13 protein-coding genes are annotated in these 24,484 nt (G+C 34.4%); 2 read left to right on the plus strand and 11 right to left on the minus strand.

What is annotated here, in order from left to right:
* Window position 1 precedes the first annotated feature (1 nt).
* Genes DK442_RS26265 through DK442_RS26275 form a run of 3 tightly spaced genes read right to left on the minus strand, consistent with a single transcriptional unit; the run spans window position 2 to window position 4,883 of the window.
* Window positions 2-1,018 (minus strand): zinc-binding dehydrogenase, encoded by a 1,017-nt coding sequence (locus DK442_RS26265; protein WP_109438897.1) that lies wholly within the window; start codon window positions 1,016-1,018, stop codon window positions 2-4.
* Window positions 1,019-1,036: 18 nt separating this feature from the next.
* The gene (locus tag DK442_RS26270; protein WP_109438898.1) at window positions 1,037-2,326 is read right to left on the minus strand and encodes a family 43 glycosylhydrolase; all 1,290 of its coding nucleotides are present in this window, start codon (window positions 2,324-2,326) and stop codon (window positions 1,037-1,039) included.
* 25 nt (window positions 2,327-2,351) lie between these two features.
* Window positions 2,352-4,883 carry a glycoside hydrolase family 2 TIM barrel-domain containing protein gene (locus DK442_RS26275; RefSeq protein WP_109438899.1) on the minus strand — a complete coding sequence of 844 codons (2,532 nt, stop codon included), beginning with the start codon at window positions 4,881-4,883 and terminating at the stop codon, window positions 2,352-2,354.
* Window positions 4,884-5,226: 343 nt separating this feature from the next.
* Between DK442_RS26275 and DK442_RS26280 the strand changes: the two genes are divergently transcribed.
* Window positions 5,227-6,843: a hypothetical protein gene (locus DK442_RS26280; RefSeq protein ID WP_160114372.1), complete on the plus strand. Its 1,617-nt coding sequence runs from the start codon at window positions 5,227-5,229 to the stop codon at window positions 6,841-6,843.
* A gap of 130 nt (window positions 6,844-6,973) precedes the next feature.
* Here DK442_RS26280 and DK442_RS26285 read toward each other — a convergent pair whose 3' ends face one another.
* The 3 genes from DK442_RS26285 to DK442_RS26295 form a co-directional block, all read right to left on the minus strand.
* Entirely contained in the window at window positions 6,974-10,213 is a 3,240-nt protein-coding gene (locus DK442_RS26285; protein WP_109438901.1) for a DUF1553 domain-containing protein, read from the minus strand.
* An 828-nt stretch (window positions 10,214-11,041) separates the two neighbouring features.
* Complete coding sequence (locus DK442_RS26290) at window positions 11,042-16,831, minus strand: DUF6443 domain-containing protein (protein ID WP_160114373.1); 5,790 nt, start codon at window positions 16,829-16,831, stop codon at window positions 11,042-11,044.
* 14 nt (window positions 16,832-16,845) lie between these two features.
* Window positions 16,846-20,130, minus strand: a complete 3,285-nt coding sequence (locus tag DK442_RS26295; RefSeq protein ID WP_160114374.1) for an RHS repeat domain-containing protein — start codon at window positions 20,128-20,130, stop codon at window positions 16,846-16,848.
* Window positions 20,131-20,459: 329 nt separating this feature from the next.
* Between DK442_RS26295 and DK442_RS26300 the strand changes: the two genes are divergently transcribed.
* Window positions 20,460-21,101: an acetyltransferase gene (locus tag DK442_RS26300; protein ID WP_109438904.1), complete on the plus strand. Its 642-nt coding sequence runs from the start codon at window positions 20,460-20,462 to the stop codon at window positions 21,099-21,101.
* A 51-nt stretch (window positions 21,102-21,152) separates the two neighbouring features.
* Here the strand turns inward: DK442_RS26300 and DK442_RS26305 are convergent, their stop codons facing one another.
* From DK442_RS26305 to DK442_RS26325, 5 genes are all read right to left on the minus strand, one after another.
* A complete protein-coding gene (locus tag DK442_RS26305) occupies window positions 21,153-22,031 on the minus strand; it encodes a LamG-like jellyroll fold domain-containing protein (protein ID WP_160114375.1) in 879 nt (292 codons plus the stop codon).
* A 145-nt stretch (window positions 22,032-22,176) separates the two neighbouring features.
* A complete protein-coding gene (locus DK442_RS26310; RefSeq protein WP_109438906.1) occupies window positions 22,177-22,911 on the minus strand; it encodes an SH3 domain-containing protein in 735 nt (244 codons plus the stop codon).
* Window positions 22,912-22,994: 83 nt separating this feature from the next.
* On the minus strand, window positions 22,995-23,393 hold the full coding sequence (locus DK442_RS26315) for a rhodanese-like domain-containing protein (protein ID WP_109438907.1): 399 nt from the start codon (window positions 23,391-23,393) through the stop codon (window positions 22,995-22,997).
* Between the two features lie 5 nt (window positions 23,394-23,398).
* On the minus strand, window positions 23,399-23,710 hold the full coding sequence (locus DK442_RS26320) for a rhodanese-like domain-containing protein (RefSeq protein ID WP_109438908.1): 312 nt from the start codon (window positions 23,708-23,710) through the stop codon (window positions 23,399-23,401).
* 139 nt (window positions 23,711-23,849) lie between these two features.
* Window positions 23,850-24,476 carry a thioredoxin family protein gene (locus DK442_RS26325; RefSeq protein ID WP_109438909.1) on the minus strand — a complete coding sequence of 209 codons (627 nt, stop codon included), beginning with the start codon at window positions 24,474-24,476 and terminating at the stop codon, window positions 23,850-23,852.
* Window positions 24,477-24,484 lie beyond the last annotated feature (8 nt).

Here is a 24,484-nt window from a genome sequence, read left to right on the forward strand (position 1 = left end):
TTTATTGTTGACAATCCATTAATATCTTAAGCCCGTCAGGTTTTTTATCTATATTTTCAAACACTTCCTGAATTTTGGTAAGTGGTTGTATATCGGTTATTAATTTTTCAAAGTGGAGTTCATTATCGGTAATTAATTGAATGGATTTTTCATAATCTTCTTTTTCATATACCCTGGCACCGATAAGTTTAAGTTCTTTCCAGAAAAACTTAAATAAATCAACATTTTTCTTTTCTCCATGAATTGCTACCATTACAATTCTTCCTCTAATTCCTGCAACTTCTGTCATAATATCTAGAGCAGGTTGTACTCCTGCAACCTCAAAAACCACATCTGCTAATCGTCCGTCAGTTTTTTCTTTAACGTATTGTATCAAATCCATTTTTACCGGATTTACCGCATCAAGCCCCAGATCTTTTGCTTTGGCAATTCTTACAGGATTCACTTCAGATACGATTACATTCGCTCCCGTATCTTTGGCTACCATAGCTACGAGTAGACCAATTGGCCCTCCTCCTAATATTACTGCTGTTTCTCCTGACTTCAATTCGCTAAGTCTTACATCATGCACCGCTACTGATAACGGTTCTATAAGCGCTGCGAGTTTTAAATCTGTAGCTGTTCTTAATTTATGAAGTGTAAAAGCCGGTACGTTCCAGTATTGTTGCATCGATCCAGGGCTATCTATCCCTATAAATTTTAGATCTTCGCAAATATGATTAAATCCTTTATCAGAAGGCTTTACACCACGATCATCCAGAGGTCTTACAACTACTTTATCTCCGACTTCGTATCCAATAACATTTTCACCTAGTGCATCAATAGTACCAGACATTTCGTGACCAATAGTTATAGGAATATTTACCCTTTTATCCATCATACCATGATAGATATGCACATCTGTACCACATACACCAGAATATGCCACTTTAATACGCACATCACCTTTTACAGGTGCTTCAAGGTCTTTTTCTATTACATTGAAGGTTTTATTACCCTCGTATCTAGTTGCTTTCAATGTTGTTATGTTAAGTTATTAATTGTCTTTTTGTGTTGTTTCTTTTTTCTTCCCATCCGGTTTTTTGGCTCCTTTAGCTACGTGAGACGTCTTTCTGTAGGAATCGAAACGCATAATACTTTGTTCATGCCAGTTGTTATACACATGAGACAGCCCCCAATCAAAAACCTGAGTCGGATTATCATCCGGAGCATTTAAAGTTCGATTTAAACCAATAGCATGAGGCATATTTGCCCCTTTTACAGCACCTTTGATTTCAAAATTTATTCCGTCTGGTGACCATTGTATCGTATTGCGTTCTGGTCCATCTGTAGTAATTAGAGAAGCAATACCTCCTTTTGTCGGCCATACACAAATTTCATGACCCGAATTAGAAATAGGGTTATACTTAGATTTGATATAAGGGCCTTTAGGGTTATCTGCTATAGCCACACCGTGACGGATTTGACGTCCTCCAAATAAGATTTCTTCTCCCATTTGTTCTCCTTTGTAATACAAATAAAATTTACCTTTATAAGGTATAATACACGGATCATGAACTTTATGAGAATCAAAATCTCCCTTTTTCTCGACTAAAAATCTATTTTGTTCTGTTCCTTTCCAAACTCCATTATCAGCGGGACTTAGAATAGGAGTTTCACTCTTTGTCCAAGGACCATTTGGAGAAGTAGACCAAGCTAATCCCACTTGATTCTTAACGCGAACGTTATATGGGGATTTTACCGTTTGGTAACACAGATAATACATATCCTCATGTTTCATGATTTCTACTGTAAATACTGATCTGTCATCATATGCCCCTTTTTTCCCCCTTGGTACTGCCATACCTTCTTCTTTCCATGTCCAGCCATCTTCTGATGTTGCAAACCATATATCGCAGCGATCCCAGGGAAAAACTTTGTCATTTTCTATATCTCCTCCAAAACCATCGGTTTTACCCACACTTTTTGAGTACCACACATAATACTTACCATTTTCTTTAATCATGGCTGATGGATCACGCCGTACTACCCCCTCTTGATGTGCTAAATCTCCTTTTAATGGTTTCATTGCATTAAAGACTCGATACCAATCATTTTCTACATATTCCCATTGCAAAGCTCTTTTGGAAGCCGCACTCAAATGATCTTTATCTGTAATACCAAATCGATCTAGTTTTTCTTGTGACACATCTAATCCTAGGTCATTTATATTTTCCTTAGTTTTAGTTTCTTCTACTTTTGGAGTTTTGATTTCTGCTTGGTTACTACAAGCAATCAAAAGAATAAGAGATAAGAAGTACACTATGTATTTATAATTTAAGTTCATGAGAATATTCTTTTTGAGTTTTTAGTTATTCAATGGTAATACGAATAGTATTACCGGTTAAATTTTTTGAAGTTGCTTTAATTGTCACATCTGCTTTTTTGGTTTTTGATTGTAAAAGCAGCAAACATCTGCCTTTATGTGTTACAATTTTGTTTGATTGATAATCTTGCACATTACTTGCCCAACCATTATCCACACCGAGAATCTTTGCTTCTCCTTCTACTGTAAAGATCACTTCTTCATCACTGGTTGTAACAGGAATACCATGTTTATCTACTAATTGTGCTACCACATGAGCTGTATTATACCCATCAGCTTTTAGCTTTATTTTATCTGTTGTAATTTTTATACGTTCCGCCTTACCTGAAGTATGTATTGTTCTAATTTCTTCAACTTCTCCATTGTTTAATCCAACAATTTTTAATTCACCTTTGGTATAAGGAACTATCCATTTATATATCCTGTCTTCAAAATCTTTTAGTCTTTTGATTCCTAAACTCTCTCCATTAAGACACAATTCGATTTCATTACAGTTTGAATATACTTCTACCACAACCTTATCTTTCTCTTCATAATTCCAATGATCATTTACATCATGCCAAACCCACAATGCCTTTTTCCATGCATCTTTTACTTTTTCTACAGCTAATCCGGTGTTTTTTTCTTCTATGTATATTGATTTATCCAGAGTTTGCGTAGTGGCGTATATATGAGGCTCTTCGTTCCACAATGTCTTCATCATATGGTACGAAGGTTTTTCGAAACCAGCTACATCTAGCATACCACTGGGAGTAGCTTTTCTTGGCCATTGATCGTTTGATTCTCCCATATAATCAATTCCTGTCCATAGGAAAGTTCCAGAGATAAAAGGTCGTTCTTCAACAGCTTTCCATTCATGCCATTGCACAAGGTTTTCTGTACCCATGATGGGTTTTTCTGGATAATTTTTATGCCCATAATCATACAGAATTCGTCTATAACTATAGCCAATAACATCAAGCGCATCTGCATAACCAGAAAGATGACTTGCTGAAGGTAAAATACAATTGGCTGTGATATATCGAGTAGTATCCATTTCTCTGGTCCACTTCGCCAATTTCTTAGCCGTTTCACCAATATCATATTTCCCTTTGGGTAAGGTTTCTAGTTTTTCTTTAATCTGATCTATGGTATGTGGAGGTTCTTCCCAAAAATAATTTCCATTCCAGTTCATATTATTAAAAAAGCCTGTTGCATCTGCATTTCTTGGATAGGTCCATTCTATCTCGTTTCCTATACTCCATTGAAAAATAGAAGGGTGATTGCGATGCGCTAACATAGTATTCTTAAGGTCTCGTTCTGCCCATTTTTGAAAATGTTGAGTATACCCTCGAGTTACATCATCTACACTTTTCTCATTTGTATTTAATCTTTTATCTTTTGGATTATCCCATTCATCAAAAAATTCATCTTGAACCAAAAATCCCATTTCATCACATAGGTCCAGGAATTCTTGTGAACCAGGATTATGAGCAATTCTAATCGCATTACATCCTGCATCTTTAAGTTTTTGCAATCTTCTTCTCCAAACATCTTTGGGTACAGCGGCACCTACAAGTCCTGCATCATGATGAAGGCAAACTCCTTTTATAGCAGTACTAATATCATTTAAGAAAAAGCCTTTATCTGCATCAAATTTTATGCTTCTTACTCCAAAGCGTACATCATTTTTATCTATCAATTTACCCTCTTGTGCAATGGTGATAATTGCTGTATACATTCTTGGTGATGTTATACTCCACAAAAAAGGTTTTGGTATATTAAGAATGTTTTCCACGTCAATTTTCTGACTAGCTTTTACCTTGTATTTTTTTGAATATTCTGAAACAGACGTATTCTCATCATCATAAATCTGAATTTGTAAATCAAAATCTTGTTCTGATATGTTATTGTTTTTTATAGTTGTTTTTATATGAGCCTTAGCATTGTCTTTAGATATTTCTGGAGTAGTCACAAAAACTCCCCATACTGGAATATGTAGATTGTTTTTATGTATTAGTTTCACATTTCTATAGATCCCAGACCCCGTATACCATCTACTGTCTACAAATCTGCTATGATCAACCTCAACTTTTATAGTGTTCAATTCACCATTATCTCTTAGTCTTTTGGTGATGTCAAAATAAAAAGGAGAATATCCGTATGGATGGGTTCCCAGCAACTGATCATTTAAATAGACTTCGCTATTGTTATAAACACCATCAAACAACACATACGTTGTTTTAGAATCATCTATATTTAATAAAAAATCTTTTTTATATATTCCGATACCTCCAGGCAGATAACCAGTTGCTCCTTCTCCTTTTGGATCAAATGAAAAACCTACACTCCAATCATGAGGTAAATTTATGTCTTTCCAGTCTGTATCTTCAATTTTTACAGGTGCTCCAGAGCGTTCTAAAAGTTTGAATTTCCAATCAAAATTAAAATCATGTTTACCTATTTTTGAATATTTTTGGGCACTACTTACAAAAAAAACGCACAGCAGAAGTAACGTAAGGAAAGATCTCAATACCATATCTAAATTGTAGAATAAAATTTTCTTACAAAGATCAATACTAATATTAGAACCTTGTTTTAACCACAACTAGACATAAACTAGACATTTCATTTTTTACCCCTTAAATAACTAGACAAAAACACGATTTTCTAGGTAGGGAACAACACACAAACATCACTCCTCTAATAATTTTTGTTAATTTATAAGAAAAAATTACTTTTTTAAACTTTTACCTAAACATTCCTCAACCAACAACTAAACAATTATTTAGTTAGATTTGGTTCATTAGATTCATTGTTTGGAAGATAATTTCTGTTAATTCTAGATTATGGAGCGTCAAAAAATATTGAAAAGAATCAAAATGATGAAAAAAATATTATTAGTATCCGGTTTTTTAATATTTACTTTATCTCAGAATTTTATATTCGGACAGGTACCATATCAAACAAATCAATATGTAGAAGAAGCAAGAAAAAATAAGTTTGTCAATTTTGATAAGGCCGTACATAATTATGAAAAGAGTATTGACTATTTTACTTATAAAAAGGATACTTTAAATCTTATCAATAGTATTCATGAATTATCTGAATTATACGGACACAATCTAAATTATGGTAAATCATATGATGGATACTGGAAAGCCCTATTTCTAGCAGAAGAAAGTAATGATGAATTTTCTAAATCAAGAGTATATCAATCTTTAGGTTGGTTATACAGTTTTTACAATAGAAATAAAAAAGCATTAGAAAATTTTGACAACGCTTTACGCATCAGTAAAAATCTGTTCTCAAAAAAAGAAATTGATGCGGGTTATCTTATCAGTGATTATTTCTCGATAGCTAGTTTTTATCGATACAATAGGGACTTTGAAACTGCAAAAAAATATGTAGATAGCTGTTATATCCACTTTCGTTCTCAAAATAGTGACGTTCAAAATTATTTTTTAGAATCAGAACGAGGATTTTTATTAGCTACTAGCGGAGAATTTGATATTGCCGAAGAGATGCTTACAAATTCTTATGAATATTTTAAAAAAAATAATGAATCCTATTTGGTTATTGTACACTACTTTTTTGCACAATTATATCAAATGAAAAGAGATGTAGATAAAAGTAAATTTCACTATACGCAATCTTTAGAATTATCTGGCAAATACAATAGCCATATGAATTATCAAATCATAAATCATAAAGAATTATCTCAAATCTATTATGGTTCTGAAAAATACAAACAAGCTTTCTTTCATCTGAATAAAGCCATTGGCTTAGAAAACAAAATATTTGGTATCAATAGTAAAAACAATGAATATTTATTTGAGATAAAAGACAAATATCGAATCCAAAAAAACAAACAAGAACAAATACTAAATGAGCAAAAATTATTAAAATTAGAACATAAACAGAAAATATCAACACTAAGGTCTATATTATTGTTTGTTACACTATTTTCACTTATTGTATTTGGTTTTATGGTATTCAAAAACTTAAAACGAAAACACAAAAGAGAAAAGATTTTATTAAAACAAAAACAGAAACTCAAGCTAAAAGAAAATAAAAAGGCAATAGAATTAAAAAACAAAGAATTAGCAAAATCTGCTCTACAACTCATAGAAAAAGATGAATTTATTGCTGGTTTAAAAAACACTCTTACCGACAATAAAGAAGATCTAAATCCAAACTCGATAAATAAAGTCATAAAATCTATTAAGTCTGGTGTTGGTAGTAACTGGAAAGAATTTGAAGCAAGATTTATAGATATCAATCAAGATTTTTACAAAAAAATCAAAAAGGATTTCCCACCATTAACCCAGACAGATTTAAAAATTTGTGCACTAATAAAACTTAACTTTTCAAGTAAGGACATGTCTTCACTTCTTGGAATCTCAATAGAAAGTGTGCACACCTCAAGGTATCGACTAAGAAAAAAACTAAAATTAGAAAGAAATGATAATCTAGTTGAATTTGTTTCACAATACTAATCTCAACATGTTTTTTTATTGAACAAAATCTAAAAACAAGATTAAGGGAGTTTTTATTTTTTGTTGTCTGTCATCAAATCTTCTTTGCGATACTAGTAAATCATAATGTATCATGATGATCACATATATATTATCTTTTAGTTATTGTAGCATCAGAATTCATAATCGTACTAGCAACTACTGCATTTGCCGCTATCATAGGGAGGTTTTCATTTTCTTGAAAGCGGATATCTCCAGAATTTAACCAACCTCTTGCCTTATCAATATTTTCTGTAAACTTTTTAAATTCCTCATTTTGTAACTCCATCAATAGTTGTAATTCTTTTGTTGTTATCGTCTTTCCTGTTAATCGTATATACGCATCGCTAATTGCATCTTCAATACTCAAAAACGAAGTCATATTTTTACCTATTACTTTTGCTGTTTCTATATACGTAGGATCATTAAGGAGCACCAATGCCTGTAAAGGAGTATTGGTTTCTTGTCTTCTGGTAGTGCAGATATCTCTTGTAGGGGCATCAAAAGTAGCTATAGTAGGATTGGGAGCTGTTCTTTTCCATATAGTATACATACTTCTTCTATATAGATCTTCTCCAGACCCTCTTTCGTAAGTTATATGTGTCATTTTCCATAATCCTTTTGGTTGGTATGGTTTTACACTCTCCCCTCCTATTTTTTGATTTAGTAATCCGCTCGCGAGTAATACATTATCTCGTAACATTTCTCCCGACAATCTCTTTCTGGGACCTCTAGCCAGTAATTCATTATCCGGATCTATCTCTCTTAACACATCTGACACATTAGAATCTTGCTGGTACGTATTAGACATTACAATTAACTTATTTAATGTCTTAAGGTTCCATCCTGTTTTTATAAATTTTATTGCCAGCCAATCTAATAATTCAGGATGTGTTGGCAAGGTTCCCTGATTTCCAAAATCTTCAGAAGTTTCTACAATACCGGTACCAAAGAAATTCTGCCAGTATCTATTTACCGCTACTCTTGCCGTTAAAGGATGGTTGGGGTCTATTAACCATTTAGCGAGACCTAACCTATTTTTGGGTAATTTTTCTGACATAGATGGTAGACTTTCTGGAGTATCCGAAAATACCTCTTCACCGTAAACATCATATTGTCCTCTTTCTAACACATAGGTTTTACGTAAATTCAGAGAGTCTTTCATCACCATAATTTCCTTGATATTATCAACACTATCTGCATATTGAGTACGCAATTCTTGTAATGATGATAATGCTTTTTTTACAGGCTTTGATTTTGTAGACAAATAATAGTTTACTAATTGATCTTTATCTTTTTTAGACAATTCATTTTCGTTTTTTGATAGTATTGGATCAAGAAATTTGCTATTTGATATTTTAAGAATTTCCAGATTGGTTAATTCCTTATCAAAGACCATAAGATCATCTACTATTGATTTAGCAATTCCTTTACCTCTCCATCTTGCTCCAATTTGTAATCCAGGTTCTATAGGTTCTGGATAAATATAGTCTTCATAATTGTGAAAGATAATATCCTTATACAGGTTATCTATTTCTACATTAGACTTCATTTCCTGACCCTCAAGGTATATTTTAAGGCCTTTTGCTTTACTGGAACCGTCATAGGTTAAGGTAAGATGTACCCATTGATCTCTGGGTACTTCTTTAATAGTTCGTTTTACAATAGCATTATCTGGCCATACATGTGCCATCAAAAGTTCTAGTGTATTATCGGGTTTAATAGTTAAGTGGTACCCTCTATAACTATGCAATCTGGTTCCCTGTGCTTTATGAAAAATCACTCCTTCTTTTAGATCTTTGGGTACAAATATTCGTATTGCGATACTAAAAGCCTCACTACGTTGAAAAATACCAATATCACCCAAATCTAACCACGCATCCCCATCAAACTGAAGTCCTTTGCCAGAATACCCCAGGGTAAAAGTTGTTTTTTCATTGTTCGTAAATTGGGTCTTCATCGTACCACGTTCTCTACGATTAAGTTTATTTTGTAATGAATTATTTTCAAAGTCAAAATAGGCTGATAGATGATCTGTATCTTTAAATGAATCTGTTTTATATTTTTCTTCTGCAATCCAATCCTTTGCATTTTGTAACTGATTACTTTTTATTTCCTGAATGTTTTGAGTCTCTTTATCAATCAGAGTATTGATATAGGACATCATTTTTTCTTCTTCTTTCGTTGGGAGAAGTAATGTAGGTACGGGCATAGACCAATCCCATGGAATTTGGCCAGACTCATTTATCTGATTAAAAAAACTATACAACTCATAATAATTTTTTTGTGAAATAGGATCGTATTTATGATCATGGCATTTTGCACAAGCTACCGTTAATCCCATGATACCCTGTCCCATAACATTGGTTCTATCTGAAACGTATTCTGATCGAAATTCCTCATCTATAATTCCTCCTTCAAGGTTTTGAGGGTGTAGACGATTAAATCCTGTTGCTAATACCTGTTCTTTTGTAGGGTTATCTAATAAATCCCCTGCCAACTGCCATGTAATAAACTTGTCATAAGATAAATTTTCATTGAACGATTGAATTACCCAATCTCGCCAGGGGCTCATATCCCGATATCGATCTACGAAATATCCATGAGTATCGGCATACCTGGCTAAATCTAACCAATCAACAGCCATTTTTTCTCCGTAATGAGGAGAATCTAAAAGACGATCTACTTGTTTTTCATACGCATCTGTAGATGTATCATTTGTGAAATCTAAAATCTCTTTTTTGGTAGGTGGTAATCCTGTGAGATCAAGTGAAACGCGTCGTAATAGTAGTTCTTTATTTGCTTTTTTAGAAGGTGTGATATTATGCTCTTCTAATTTGGCCAAGACAAAATTATCGATCGGATTAGCTACCAGGTTCTCATTATTCACTTTGGGTATTTTGGGTAAAGATGCTGGTATAAAAGCCCAATGATCTTTATACTCTGCTCCTTCATCAATCCATTTAATCAGTATTGCTTTTTCTTCTGGAGATAGTGACAAATATGATTCTGGTGTTGGCATTACCACGTTAGGGTCATTTGATAAAATTCTATGAAAAACTTCAGATTTTTTTAGGTTGCCCGGAGTTATAGCAAATTTTCCTGGAGACTCTTTTAACTCTATAAGTGCGGTCTCTGGATCATGCAATTGAAGCCCTCCTGATATTTTTGCTTTATCTGGTCCATGACAGCTAAAACATTTATCAGATAAAATTGGTTTTACATGAATATTATAATCTAGTTGCTCTGGGAGTTTTTCATATGCATGAGCTACATCTTCTGGTAATGAAGGGGTACAACCAACACATAGTATTAAAAGCAAAAATGCAGAAAGAAAGAATTTTATTTTCATAACTAATTTAGAACTAAACTTCAGTTACAAAATTAGTGCTTCACTCTTTTTTTGATTTTAATTGAACTAGACAAAAACTGTACAAATACCCTCTAAAAACTAAATCAGTTAGAAAAAGATATTTTTTTTAAGTGAATGAAGTAAGAAGTATTGAAACAAAAAAACAGCTACAGAAATGTAGCTGTTTTCTATACTACCTTACTCTTACCGACCAGTCTTGACGCCACTAGTCACAGACTAGCGGGAGCGGGGGAACTAGACATAAACTGTACAAATACCCTCTAAAAACTAAATCATTGAAGAAAATATATTTTTTAAGTGAATGAAGTAAGAAATAGTAAAACAAAAAAACAGCTACATTGCTGTAGCTGTTTCTTATCTATTTATTTTCTTACTCATACCGCCGTTAACCAATCTTTGAGGCCACTAGCGAGACGCTAGCGGGAGCGGGAGTTTTTAATCTATTTATTTTCTTACTCAGACTTAGCACGCAAAACATTTCCGCTCTATCTGGTCTAGCGGGAGCGTAGGGATTGTAAATCCGAGCTATCCTTTAGATTAGCATCTATAATATTTTACTTTTTCACATATTTAACGAACGTAAATAATATTAAAACGGATAATATTATAAATTCCAAATTATTATGTTTAAAATAAATATAAACTAATAGTAATGAAAATAGAATAGAATACCTATCTACAATTACAACACTATTAGAAAAATTGATCTTAAACACATTGTCTTTCCAAAAGTTTTTTGTCCTATAATGATATACCCTGTATATCAATGAAAACAATAAAACAATTAAAATTAAATAGTACATATTGTTATATTTTAGATAAACTTCCGTCTTTGTTTACTTTATAAATTATTTTTCTACCTGAATGATTAGCATTGTTTCTGAATAAGTTACCCAATGCAATACCTGCAGTAGCAGCATAAAACCTAGATCCCCATTTAGCTCCTAAAAACTTGGTAACAACATCTACTGCACCTCTTGTAGCAGCTGCAGTAGCAGCAGTTCCCACTGTTATTCCATCCATTAAATCACCTCCCATTACAGAACCATTGAATGGACTCCAATTATTATCAGCCTCAACTTGAGTAACTACATTATTAGCAAAACTTTCAGCTTGATTATTTTGAGACAAATCATAAGAATCTGTGTTTTCAGAAAGTGTAACGTCTGTTTTTTCATTTACTATTCCTGCCCCTGAGCCAGAAATTGTTGTTGTTGTTGCCTCTGTATAATTTTTTGTCGAAGATGTAGAAACTTCACCAGCGTCATTTGTTATAATTGTAGTTGTAATTGTTTCCGTAGTGCTATTTATGACTTTTTTTACAGATGATCCATTTGATGTTGTAGTCACATTTTCCGTATGTCTAGTCCAAGTTGTTTGATGAGTATTATTTTTATCATCTACAAGTTGATAAGACACTGATATGTTATCAGTTGAAGACTTTGTTACTTTATCCTCCCCTGCTCCATACGGCATCATCCCATCAGGATCAATAAAATAAATAGGATTGTCAAATCCATAGTTATAAGGAGAGTGTCTTCTCATTTGGTCTGACAATGGATCAAGGTTCATCCATCTCCCTAATGCAGAGTCATAGTTACGCGCAGTAATATCAATCCAACCCAAACCAAGTTCATTCTGTTCTTCTTTCCCACCAAACTTCAATAATTGTGCAGTAGAGTTCCCTAAAGAAGATACTGTATTGTTATATCCTTTATGAGTAAGGCCAAAGGGATAATAATTGTTCTCTTCTATAATTTCTAGATTTCCTACATCATTTTTGGTATAACTTAAACGAACATTATCAAGGTGATCTTTGTATTGGTAGACATATCGATACCCCTCGACTCCGCTCGGGGTGACAGTAGGAGTTGCATATCCTTCAGGAGTACTCATATATTGTAATACGTTATTCTTATAGATATAATTCCCAGCATATTCAGTTTCTATTAAAGAACTTCCACTTGGTGCTATTTTTTTCAACTTGGCGCCAGTAGCATCATAAATATAAGTAATATCTCCTGTTCCTTCACTATTGGATATAGAAACTGTTTCTGGTAAATTTAAATGATTGTAGGTTATACTAGTAATTCCTTTATTTTGATCACTAATCATATTACCATTAACATCATAGGTGAAATCATTGTTGGTATTCGTACCATCCTTAAAGCCAAAGGTTTTATTACCTGTATCGGTTGCCTTTAAGAGCTTGTTACCCCAATCATATTTATAAGATAACAGATCCATATCTCCAAAAGAGGTCGCATTAGCATTAGTATGCCCTTTTCTATTCAAGGATAAAATATTACCCATTTTGTCATAGCTAACATTGGATAGATTATACTTACCATCATTGCTGACTCCACTAATTATTCTATTTAGAGCGTCATAGGTATACTCATAACTTCTGGTGACATTATCATTAGCCGTTTGCCAAGCCGTTTTTGAGATATTACCATTGTATAATGGGTTGACTCCTGCATTATAGTCTAATGCAAAACCAAAGAGGTCTCCATTACTCGTAGTCCCTTCATTAATTGATGTTAACCACCCTCTTACATTATGGGTGTAATCTATGGTTTGTAGTGGGGAGCTTGCTTCACTTGCGTTCGCAATGCCACCTACTTTTTTACTCGTTAATTGTCCTAATGCATCATAATTATTTTCTGCAATAACTTCTTCTGCTTGCGTATTGATCTTTTGGATTTGTTTTAATAGTCGCCCCGTATGATCATAAGTAAATTTGTCTACTGTTACGATAGCCGCATTAGTACCTTTGGTATGCGTAGTTTTGGTTTCTTCTACTCTACCTACAAAATCCAACTTGCTTTCTACGATATCGGTAGTATTGAGATAGTCATTTTTACTTGCAACATAAACGGGTCTTGCTTTGTCATCATAATAAGTAACGGTAGTGATCCAATCATTAGTTCCTAACACGCGTACTTTACCACCCGTAGCTAGCGATCGGGTACGATCTGTGGTGCCTACTCCGTAGACCGTTCCCGGATTCGATAGCCCATTGATATCAAAACTATAATTATCATAATAGTTAACTGTTAGTATTTCTAGATCTGCAGTTGGGAACGCTGCATTGCTATAATACACTGTAGTTCCTCCTAAAGTAGTAGCTGGTTCTCTTGTTTCCCAAAACGTACTCACTCCACTCATTGCCAGGAGTAAAGTTCCTCTATTACGTGTACTCTTGTACTTACCGGTATATGCTACTCTTCCTAAGGCGTCATATTTGGTAAACAACCATTCTCCTTTAGCCTTTTGATTAGCGTCTTGAGTTAATATCGGTTGATCAAGTTTATCGTATATGATATACTCCCATCCTTTGCCTGGGATTTTCTTTTCTACCAGGCGATTTCTATGATCATATTTGTATTGATAACATAACTCAGAAAGCTCGATATTATATACTGGATCATTGGTAGTCACCTTTGGCGGAATCACATAGGTTAGATTGTCAAATTCATCATATACATAATACGTATCATGAGAGATTCCTTCATTAAACGTTTGTTTTAAAACCACTCTCCCTCTTTTGTCCTTGTATTCTTTACTTGTATGATCCTTAGGATGCGTTTGATTAAGTTGCCAGTTTTCATCTTTGATTATCGTAACATATAATTCCCCAGCAGTATAAAATCCATCTTTTACCAATTGCGGTTTTCCTGTATTTCCACCTGAAAAAGTGACCTTAAAACGTACTACCTCATCAACAATATTAGTATCCCAGTCAAACTTGATCGTATGATCATCATTATTTGTTGGGTTTGCCTTCCAATCCTTCCCCGGAGCGCCTTGTTCTGCTACTCTATTTAAAGGTGAAGGTTCAAAAATACTTTCAGAATACGCGTTAACATCTGCCAAAGCCATTCCTGTAAAGTCATCGCCATAGGTATTTTGGTAATAACTATTAATAGTCGTATTTACATTTACAGTTCCATAACTTCCCAAAGGAGTAGTTGTATTGGCTGCTCTTTCAAAGGGTAAATGTTGTTTTGCCTGTCTGCCATAGATATCATATTCGATATGGGTAACAATATCCTTTGCTGTTGGTGAAGCTTTGATTCCTACTTGTTGCTTTGGTCGTCCTAATCCGTCAAAATAAGTTATGTTCTCGACCACATCTCTATTAGTAGTAACCCCTGTCATCGATTCCATCTCATTTTGATATACTCTGGTAAAGACATAATTCTCATTACTAATAGTAATCTCCTGATAAGGAGTACCTGCACATCCATTATTTTCTCCTGGTACTTCTGGACACTGATCATTGGCATTGGTGACATATCCTGCAGGAGCAATACTATAATATACACTCTGGTTAGGATCTCCAAATCCATCACCATCGTTATCCAAATAAAATGTTTGTGGCGCAATATTGATAATATTAACCGTGCTATCGTCATAATCATCATCATTACGCACAAAACCTAAAGGTTGATCACATTGTTTTTTAGTCACACTTTTATCCCCCCAGGTATCTCCATCTGCATCTTTGTACCATACTGTGTTGGGAGTTAAACTTGCATCGTTATCATTACAATCATTTGCATTGGTAACATATCCGGCGGGTTGGGTACTTTGATATTTTTTATCAGCCAGGTTACCAAAAGTATCTCCATCTACATCTCTATAAAAATTCCTAGGAGTAATATTGGTAATTAGTCCTGTACTATCATTATAATCATCATCGTTACGCACATAACCCGCTGGTTTAGTACATTGTATTTTAGTCACATTCTTATCTCCAAAAGTATCTCCATCCCCATCTATATACCAAACCGTATTTGGATGTATACTTGCATCGCTGTCATTACAATCTCCTAATGGTTTTACTGTGAGACTATAACCAGATCCAGGATTTGTACATTGTTTCTTTGTGGTACTTGCAAAACCATCTCCATCACTGTTCTTATACCAAACTGTATCGGGGTGGATCGCAGCATTACTATCGTTACAATCACCTAAAGGTCTTACTGTCAGGCTATATCCAGATCCAGGATTTGTACATTGTTTCTTCGTGGTACTTGCAAAACCATCCCCATCACTGTTCTTATACCAAACTGTATCGGGGTGGATCGCAGCATTACTATCGTTACAATCACCTAAAGGTCTTACTGTCATACTATATCCAGATCCAGGATTTGTACATTGTTTCTTCGTGGTACTTGCAAAACCATCTCCATCACTGTTCTTATACCAAACTGTATTGGGGTGAATCGCTGCATTATTATCATTACAATCACCTAAAGGTCTTACTGTAAGGCTGTACCCAGATCCAGGGTTTGTACATTGTTTCTTCGTAGTACTTGCAAAACCATCTCCATCACTGTTCTTATACCAAACTGTATTGGGGTGGATCGCAGCATTACTATCATTACAATCTCCTAAAGGTCTTACTGTCAAGCTGTACCCAGATCCAGGGTTTGTGCATTGTTTCTTCGTAGTACTTGCAAAACCATCTCCATCACTGTTCTTATACCAAACTGTATCGGGGTGGATCGCAGCATTACTATCGTTACAATCACCTAAAGGTCTTACTGTCAGGCTGTACCCAGATCCAGGGTTTGTGCATTGTTTCTTCGTAGTACTTGCAAAACCATCTCCATCACTATTCTTATACCAAACTGTATCGGGGTGGATCGCTGCGTTATTATCATTACAATCACCTAAAGGTCTTACTGTAAGGCTATACCCAGACCCTGGATTTGTACATTGTTTCTTTGTAGTACTCGCAAAACCATCTCCATCACTGTTTTTATACCAAACTGTATTAGGGTGAATGTTTATATTGTTATCATTACAATCACCAATCTTTCTAACATATTTTGAAGATGGCTGACTACATTGTTGTCGAATCGCACTTAAATCACCTTCATTACCAAAACTATCTCCATCATTATCATAGTACCATACGGTAAGGGGATTCAAGGTGACATCATTATCATTACAATCTCCTAAACCTGTTACACTTAACTTATACCCTGCCCCTGGACTGGTGCATTGTTTTTTACTTGTACTAGCAAAATTATCTCCATCACTATCCTTGTACCATACCGTGTTTGGATTAATTGCGGCACTACCATCATTACAATCATTCCCATTAGTAACATATCCTGAAGGTTGTGCACTCTGATACTTTATATTACTTGGGTTTCCAAAAGTATCTCCGTCTCCATCTCTATAAAAGTTTCTAGGAACAACATTTGTGATTAACGCATTACTATCATCATAATCACTATTGTTGGTTACATACCCATTAGGTCGCGCACTAGCGTATATTGTACTATTCGGATTACCATAAGTATCTCCATCTCCATCCCGATAAAAGTTTCTAGGCGCTATATTTGTAATTAGTGCATTGCCATCATCACGATCTCCGTACCTACCAACATATCCTGCAGGTATTGTTAGTTGACATGTTTTATTATTTATATCTCCCCAGCTGTCTCCATCAGCATCGCGATAGGAGGTAATTCCACAATCCCCGAGAACATCTCCGTCTCCTATTTGTGAAAAAGCACTTGCTGTACCCATCATTACAATGATAAGTACTATATAGTTTTTTATTATATTTTTCATTGTCTTTGTCCTCATTAGTTCTTATACCCATATTTGTTTTCAGAAATCAATTTTCCCGCATCATCCTTTACATGTTCCAGGCGATTAAATATGTCATAATGATATGTCATCGTATACCCTCTTGGGTCGGTCACGCTAGTCACTCCAATTAATGGATCATAGGTAAAAGAAGTAATCTGTGCGTTAGCAAAATATGTATGTGACCTTAAGTCATCAATTAAGCCACGAATCGTTGCTTCTTGTGCTGGAGTGGTTTCCTGATTTGTATTGGTTTTTAATTGAGTAATCAACGTATGTACTGCAGCAGGCATATCGATATAACTGGCATGATCAATCTTAGCAATTGGATACCGATCATTATACCCCCAGATATAGATCGTATGACTACCGTCGGTTTGAGTAACCTCTAAAGGGTTACCTTGACTATCGTAATTTAAATATTCAATACGATTTTCTAAATCTCGACTCCCCTTAGCCACTTGTACGCTCTTAGGTAGAGTAATGCTTCCAAAAATCTGGTACTTGGTAAGTTGTTTTGTTGCTAATACATTGTTGATACGGGTTTCCTGCTGAATAGGTTCTGTAATACGATAGTACACACTCTTTTTCAGATTAGAAATTGCACTATATTCTGTAGCAGTTAATGGACTCTCCAATGCATCTGCAGAAGACACATCATCAGGATAATAAGTTTTTGTTTCGACACTATCCCCATTACTATCTGTTGTAGTTATAGTTGTTGGAAATGTTCTTCCCTGATATCCTTCATCAAAGGTATATTGTGTTGTTATCTTTACATTTCCAGATGGGTAATAACTTGTTTTTTCGGTTCCTGTCATCAGGTATCGATCACTAAAGTTATTGTACATTGTATATTCAGGGCTAGCATTACCAATATATCCCATCGCAATATTCTCTGACAAAAACTCCCCTTTTCGAGTATAGATATTGCTCAGTTCTTCTACGATAGAGAAATTCTGACTCGATGGATTGAACTTATATACTTTTGTTCCTAATAACAGCCCTCTTTGGTGAGAATAATCTTTTGCTGGAGCAAAAGGGTATCCTTCTCCCGGAAGAAATTGATTGTTTTCGCTATACCTATGATCATCTGGAATAAATCTATAGGTATACTCCGTTTTCCCTTGTGAATTATCTGTATTAAATTCAGTCACATTCGTATATCCCACATGATACGAGCTCAATCCGTTTTGAGGAAAGAGACTGTTGGATTGGATAATATTAAATGTGCAATTTAAACTCCCATCAAAAAAAGGAGCTCTTAGATATATGAAAGAAGGAGGATTAGACGCAAAACCACTAGATAACTCAGGATGTGCAAACTGTCTATACTCGTATTTTTTAGTATTTATAAGTGAACCATTGGTATCTTTAAATCTCATCTCCTTGATACGAAGTCCTCCTGTAAAAGCTATAGAGGTACTACTACCATTATTATCCACAACCTCTTTTTTATAGAAATATAGACTAGCCGTATTATCATATCGAGGAATTCCATTCTCCAGACTAGTAGGAATTAGTCCGTTTTGAGCATTCACTGTATACGTCCCTGCTTCTAATTCAAAAGGTTGCGCATCACTACTGTTTCCTCTAAAAGTTCTTAATGTATTCCCGTTAGCATCGGCAAGCCATAGCGTTGGACAATCATTAGAACCAAGATTATTATCACAAGCGGCGACAGCAGTACTTCTGTAATAGATCAACGTTTTTTCTGGCAATGTAAAAGAAGAACTTAACACTTCACTAGAATCTGGAGAAGTCGTTATTTGTGAACCCGTAATGGTTACAGATTTTAGTGTATTTCCTGCAAAAAATGCTTTCCCTCCAGTTACTGTATTGGATTCATAAATAAATTCTGTACTCCCTTTGGTTGGGTATACGATTTCCTTTAATAATAGGGTCTGAGCAAAATCGGAATTGACTGCACGATCTGCTCCATTAACATCAACCGGATTTCCATACCCATTGGTATACACTGCTCCAGGATATAAAACATCGTTATCAGCTCCATTAGAATAATCCCAAAAATCTTTGTTAAATGATAATCGCTCTGGAAAAGCATGATCCTCATAATAACTGAAACTGTGTTCTTTATTAATTACACTCCCTTTTTGTTGTTTGATTTTTTTAAGGTATAATTTCTTAGTACGTTGATCTAAATCGCCATATGTTCCTAACCTCTCCCAAGGAGCAGTAGTAAAATATCCATGTTCAAAACGGTAACTATCAATAACATTATCATTAGCATCTTTAAGCGTAACCGCGGTTAAGGCTTTATCATTCTTAAGATCATTACGTGAAGTATCATAATTAAACTGAATACTCCCTTGTGTTCCTTCTATAGTGGTAAGGTACGTTGGTAGATAACGATCTTCAGAAAGTGAAGTAGATACATCTGGGACATTACAGTTCCCATTTGCTCCCGGTACAATTGATGGAAGATATTTTTTTTGATCCAAAAGACTATAATATACTACATCTGTAGTCCCTTTGGAATAGTTAAAACGAACACTATTCCCTTTATAATCTCTAATCTGAGTTAAATACCATCCAGAAGTATGAAAAGTAAATCCTGACGGAAGTTGTGAGTTTTCTCCATAAATCAGATTGCGTTTAACTTCTGTCACTAACTCTGAAGATCCAGGAATAATCCCAAAAGTATAGGTCATTCCTTGAGGAGTAATTACTTCCCAACCCAAAATGGTCGTAATATTATTTACCTGACCCGTAATTTTTCTAATCTGGTGATCATTTTTAGGGTGGCTATAAATTGCACCTTGTTGATCAAAAAAGAATTTCCCGCTCCCTCCCGGAAAATTAAAATAATATAAATCAGACTCATAATCCTGAGTTTTACTGCGTACTGCATCATCAAAAGCCAGTGCTTGTTGTTGTGGAGTTAAATTAAAGAAAGCATCTACAGTATTAGTAGTATTCAAAAACCCTTCTTTTTCATCATCTGGGATACCTCTTACTTGTCTGGTAATCATCCCTCCTGCAGCAAGACTCCAGCCTATACCTATACGTGAAGCAATTTCGTTAACCTTAATACCAGAAGCATGATAATTTACCGATACGGGAACTTCTATCCCAAACTCGGATAAACTCATCAAAGGAATTGAAATATTAGGAGTTCCTGTATTTAAACCTACAGGGATGTCGGTATATTTCCCAATAGCAGCAACCTCTGGTGTTGGTGGTGATAACTGTGGTAATTCCTGGCCAAAAGTGAAGGCATAAAACATGCCTATGACACATAGCAAGTGTTTTCTAATCATAATGGATTGAATTTTTTGTTTAATGATATTGCTTATAAACCTATACTGGGTTTCGTTTTCGTACTACTTAGGAGTACGTGTATCTCCCCAACTATTCAGTGCTTTTTAAAATCATTTGAATGAACATATAGTTTTACCTTGCAATACTAAGGCAGACCCGTCCCGTTTTTTGAGACTGAGGAAAAAATATTTTTAGTGTACTTATATTCTCTTCATCAAAACTGACAAATATCATACTTTCAAAAAGGGAGGTTGGATACTTTTGACCTATCAAAACAATACTAAAGAGTTAGACACTATAACATTACATACTATAAAATGGCGCCAAAATGGAAGAGATCAATACGGTAAGATTATATGGTGCTGGAGGACATGCTCAAATCATACATTCAGTTTTAAAGCAAAACAGGGTTGCTGTTACAGAAATATTTGATGACAATCCTTCTGGTTGTCATCCCAAGTTTAAACATATATCAATTTTAGAAATAGATAAAGACTTTTCTCAAGAAGGAGATCCTTTTATTATCGCTATTGGAGATAATTTTCAGCGATCTGAGATTGCTAAATTTTTACAAAGTGAATTTGCAACAGCAATACATTCATCCGCCATTATAGATCCAGATATAAAAATAGGAAAAGGCACTGTTGTTTATGCCGGAGCTGTAATCCAACCCAATACTACTATTGGAAAGCACGTAATTATAAATACACTGGCAAGTGTAGATCACGATAATGTAATTGAGGATTTTGTTCATATTTCGCCCAACACCACCCTCTGCGGACTCGTTCATGTGGGTGAAGGGTCTCATATCGGTGCCGGAGCAGTCGTTGTACCAAAAATTAAGATTGGCAAATGGTGCATCATTGGAGCAGGAACAGTAGTTATACGAGACATTCCAGATTACGCAGTCGTAGTGGGTAATCCAGGAAAAATTATTAAAATGAACTATCCTGAGGAGTCAAAGAAGTAAGAAAATAGTGCTTACTATATCAATAATTATTCTACCTCCATGAAATAGTTACTATTCAAAAAGAGATTGCACTCCGTTTTCTAATGTATACAGTGTTGAAATCTCCTTATCACTTAAGTTTCTATTAAAAATAGATAATTCATCCATTAGTCCGATATACCCTAAACCTAAATAGATATTAGATTTATCCAGTTCCCATGTAAATGGATCTGAAATGTTTTTTCTAGTTCCTTTTAATTCTCCATTCATATAAAGAGAAGCTTGACCATTTTCTGTATTAAGGTTAGAAAAATTGATCAGGATATGAGTCCATTCACCTTTTCTGAACGGTGGATTTTTCACTACTGGTTCTAATTGCTTTATAAAAATTGGATTTTCGTTATCAGGTCCATTAGGAGTTGGATTCCATACATCTCTATCCCCAATCACACCTAATCTAAAATCTCTGGGGTTTTCTTTAGTAAAATCAACCCAAATCGAAGCATCATTATAACTTACATCTGTAATTTGTATAGGATCGCAATATCCTGGTTTTAAATCTGTGGCTGGATCTAAACTTAACCAAAATGAAATAGCACCACTCCAATCACTTGTGTTATATGCAATATTTTTTGCACTTGGGTAGTATATATTCCCACGACTTCTTTCTGTAAACAAAAGTCCATCACCATAACGTCCTTTATCTTTTGCAATACTAATATCTGGTTTATGTAAACCTACTTGTGCAGAATCACGAGCTTTACGCGAGGGGACGGTATAAAGGTTAACATCTCCTAATGCAAAATCTGCCTGTACACCTTTATCAAAAGAGGCATATAAGGTAAGTGATGATTTTAAATCTGCTTGGGTTGTATCCTGAGCGCAAGAAACTAACAGCATTGGTAAAATACCCAAAAATATAACTAGCTTTATAAAGGTTTTATTTTGCATTATGACTGTATTTAGTGGACGTAAAAAAATAAAGCTTAAAGGTATGCAATTATAGTGTGAAAGAAATCCTAAAAACCTGAGGTATCCACAAGCATCTGCAACTATAAAAAGAGATACCATTTTTCAATTGTAAATATCATTAGTTTCAGTCTGCAATACCTGTTCTACTTATTCTAATGCTTTCACCATTATCATCTTTTTCTAACTTCACAGACATTCCACCACCTTCACTTCGTATAGTGTAGGTTATCACAAAATCATTTTCTTCGTTTTTGCGAGTTACCTCTAGTTCATCAGACCAGCTATATTCCTTTTTATCGGGGTTTGTAATGATGAGTGTCTCCCCTTCAAAATCTAAGTTGGGAAAACCCAATTTTTCAGGGACATTAAACAATTGCTTTGCCAATAAAAATGCTTCTGACCATCTATCTGTTTTCAAAAATATGGTTTCTTCCCTTAGATAATACCCATCATAATCCCTTGTGATAGTTTCAAACAAAACTATCTTGCCTGGACTGCTTGGCCTGGCTCTTTCTACATAATCAGATACTTTTTCTTCTACACGTGGAGGAGCAATATCGGTTAGGTATCCATCAAAAACATACCCTTCTTTGTTATTGTAATTCACTTTTACCATGACTCCAGAAATATTATCTGCTTTTAACCAATTCTTTTTACTACTGGTGTCTTTTTCTAGATCTTCAACATATACTTTTTCACCGTATTTTATGGTAAATAATCTTTCTGATTTTAATGAAGCTGTATTCCTAAGAGATAAGCCATTTTTTGCCAAAATATAATACGCTTTAGTCGGTTGAGCATGGACAACACCGATTATAAAAAGAGTAAGAAAGAATATTTTGTTTTGAATTAGCCTCATCCTGTTCTGATTTTATCGAATAAAAATAAGAAATGCTTCTCGTATGGGAAGCATCTCTTATTTTATATATTTAGTAAAACAGTTTATTTTACGATCTGTTTTCCTTTAAATTTCCATTCTGTAATTCCCCCATCCAAGTCATAAATTTTAGTGAACCCAGCCTTTTTCATATATGCAGAACATTTACCACTTCTTCCTCCTCGTCCGCAATATACCGCTACAGGTTTTGTTTTATCTACTTTGGCTATAAGGGCTTCAAAATTATCATCTCTAAAATCAATATTTGATGCTCCATCAATATGTCCATCTGCATACTCACTAGGAGTTCTCACATCAATAAGCTGTACTTTTCCCATTTCTAATAGTGAATCCATTTCTTCAACTGTAATTAACTCTATTGTAGAAGATTTATCTTCAACTTGTTTACAATTAAAAAGTAATAAAGAAAAGAAAGTAACTAATAAAAAAGGTTTAATTCTCATATATATTATTCTGCAGTCTCGCCTTCCCATGCCATAAAACCTCCAATTAGGTTATATGTGGTCTCGAAACCCATTTGATTCATTAATGCACATGCTTGTCCACTACGTGCTCCAGAGCGACAATAAATATAATAATTTTTAGATTTATCTAATTTTTCAACCTCATCAAGAAACTCTTGCCCCAGACGAATGTCTATATTTAACATTTTTGGTATAAAACCTTCTTCTACCTCTTCTTCTGTTCTTACATCCAAGATTACCGCATTATCATCATTAATAATACGTTCTTGCCATTCTTCTTGAGTAATATCTGCCATTATAAAATATATTCTACGTAAAAATTAGACTCCTGTTATTTATATTCCTTACAAATATAAAGAGTACTTCGTAAAATGTATAAAAACTATACATTCATTTATAAAAAACTTAAAAAAAATAAAAATTATAGAAAGAGTTCTACGCTTTTATACTACATCCAATAGCTTTTGTAGTTTCTACTGGTACTTTTTCTCCTTTAAGTAAAGCATTTACTGCATCCTCAACATATTTTTCGGTGGCAGAAGAGGCATCTTTGTAGTTATTATCAATAGCTCCTATATATCGAACAATATTTCCTTTATCAGTTTTCTCAAGAACATATACATGAGGTGTTTTGGTTGCACCATACTGAGGATATATCTTTTGGCCATCATCAAAAAGGTAAGGAAAAGTGAAACCTTTATCTTTTGCCCGTATGATCATATTATCAAAACTATCATCTGGGTAAGCTTTTGGATTATTAGGATTTATAGCAATAACGGGGTATCCTTTGGTTTTAAAATTCTTGTCCAAAGCAATAATTCTATCCTCATAAGCCACAGAATATGGGCAATGATTACATGTGAAAATCACAATAAAGCCCTTAGCATCTTTATAATCAGCCAGTGCAATATCGGTATTATCAATATTTTTTAGTTTAAAATCTGTAGCTATGTCTCCAATTGAATATCCTCCATCAGTTTCAGGATTAGATACTTTGTCTATAGCAAAAGCACTTATAGCAATAATAAAAGCTACTCCAACAAGAATTTTTAACGTTTTCATATGCATTT

Source organism: Aquimarina sp. AU119 (assembly GCF_900312735.1).
In the GTDB taxonomy this organism is placed as follows: domain Bacteria; phylum Bacteroidota; class Bacteroidia; order Flavobacteriales; family Flavobacteriaceae; genus Aquimarina; species Aquimarina algiphila.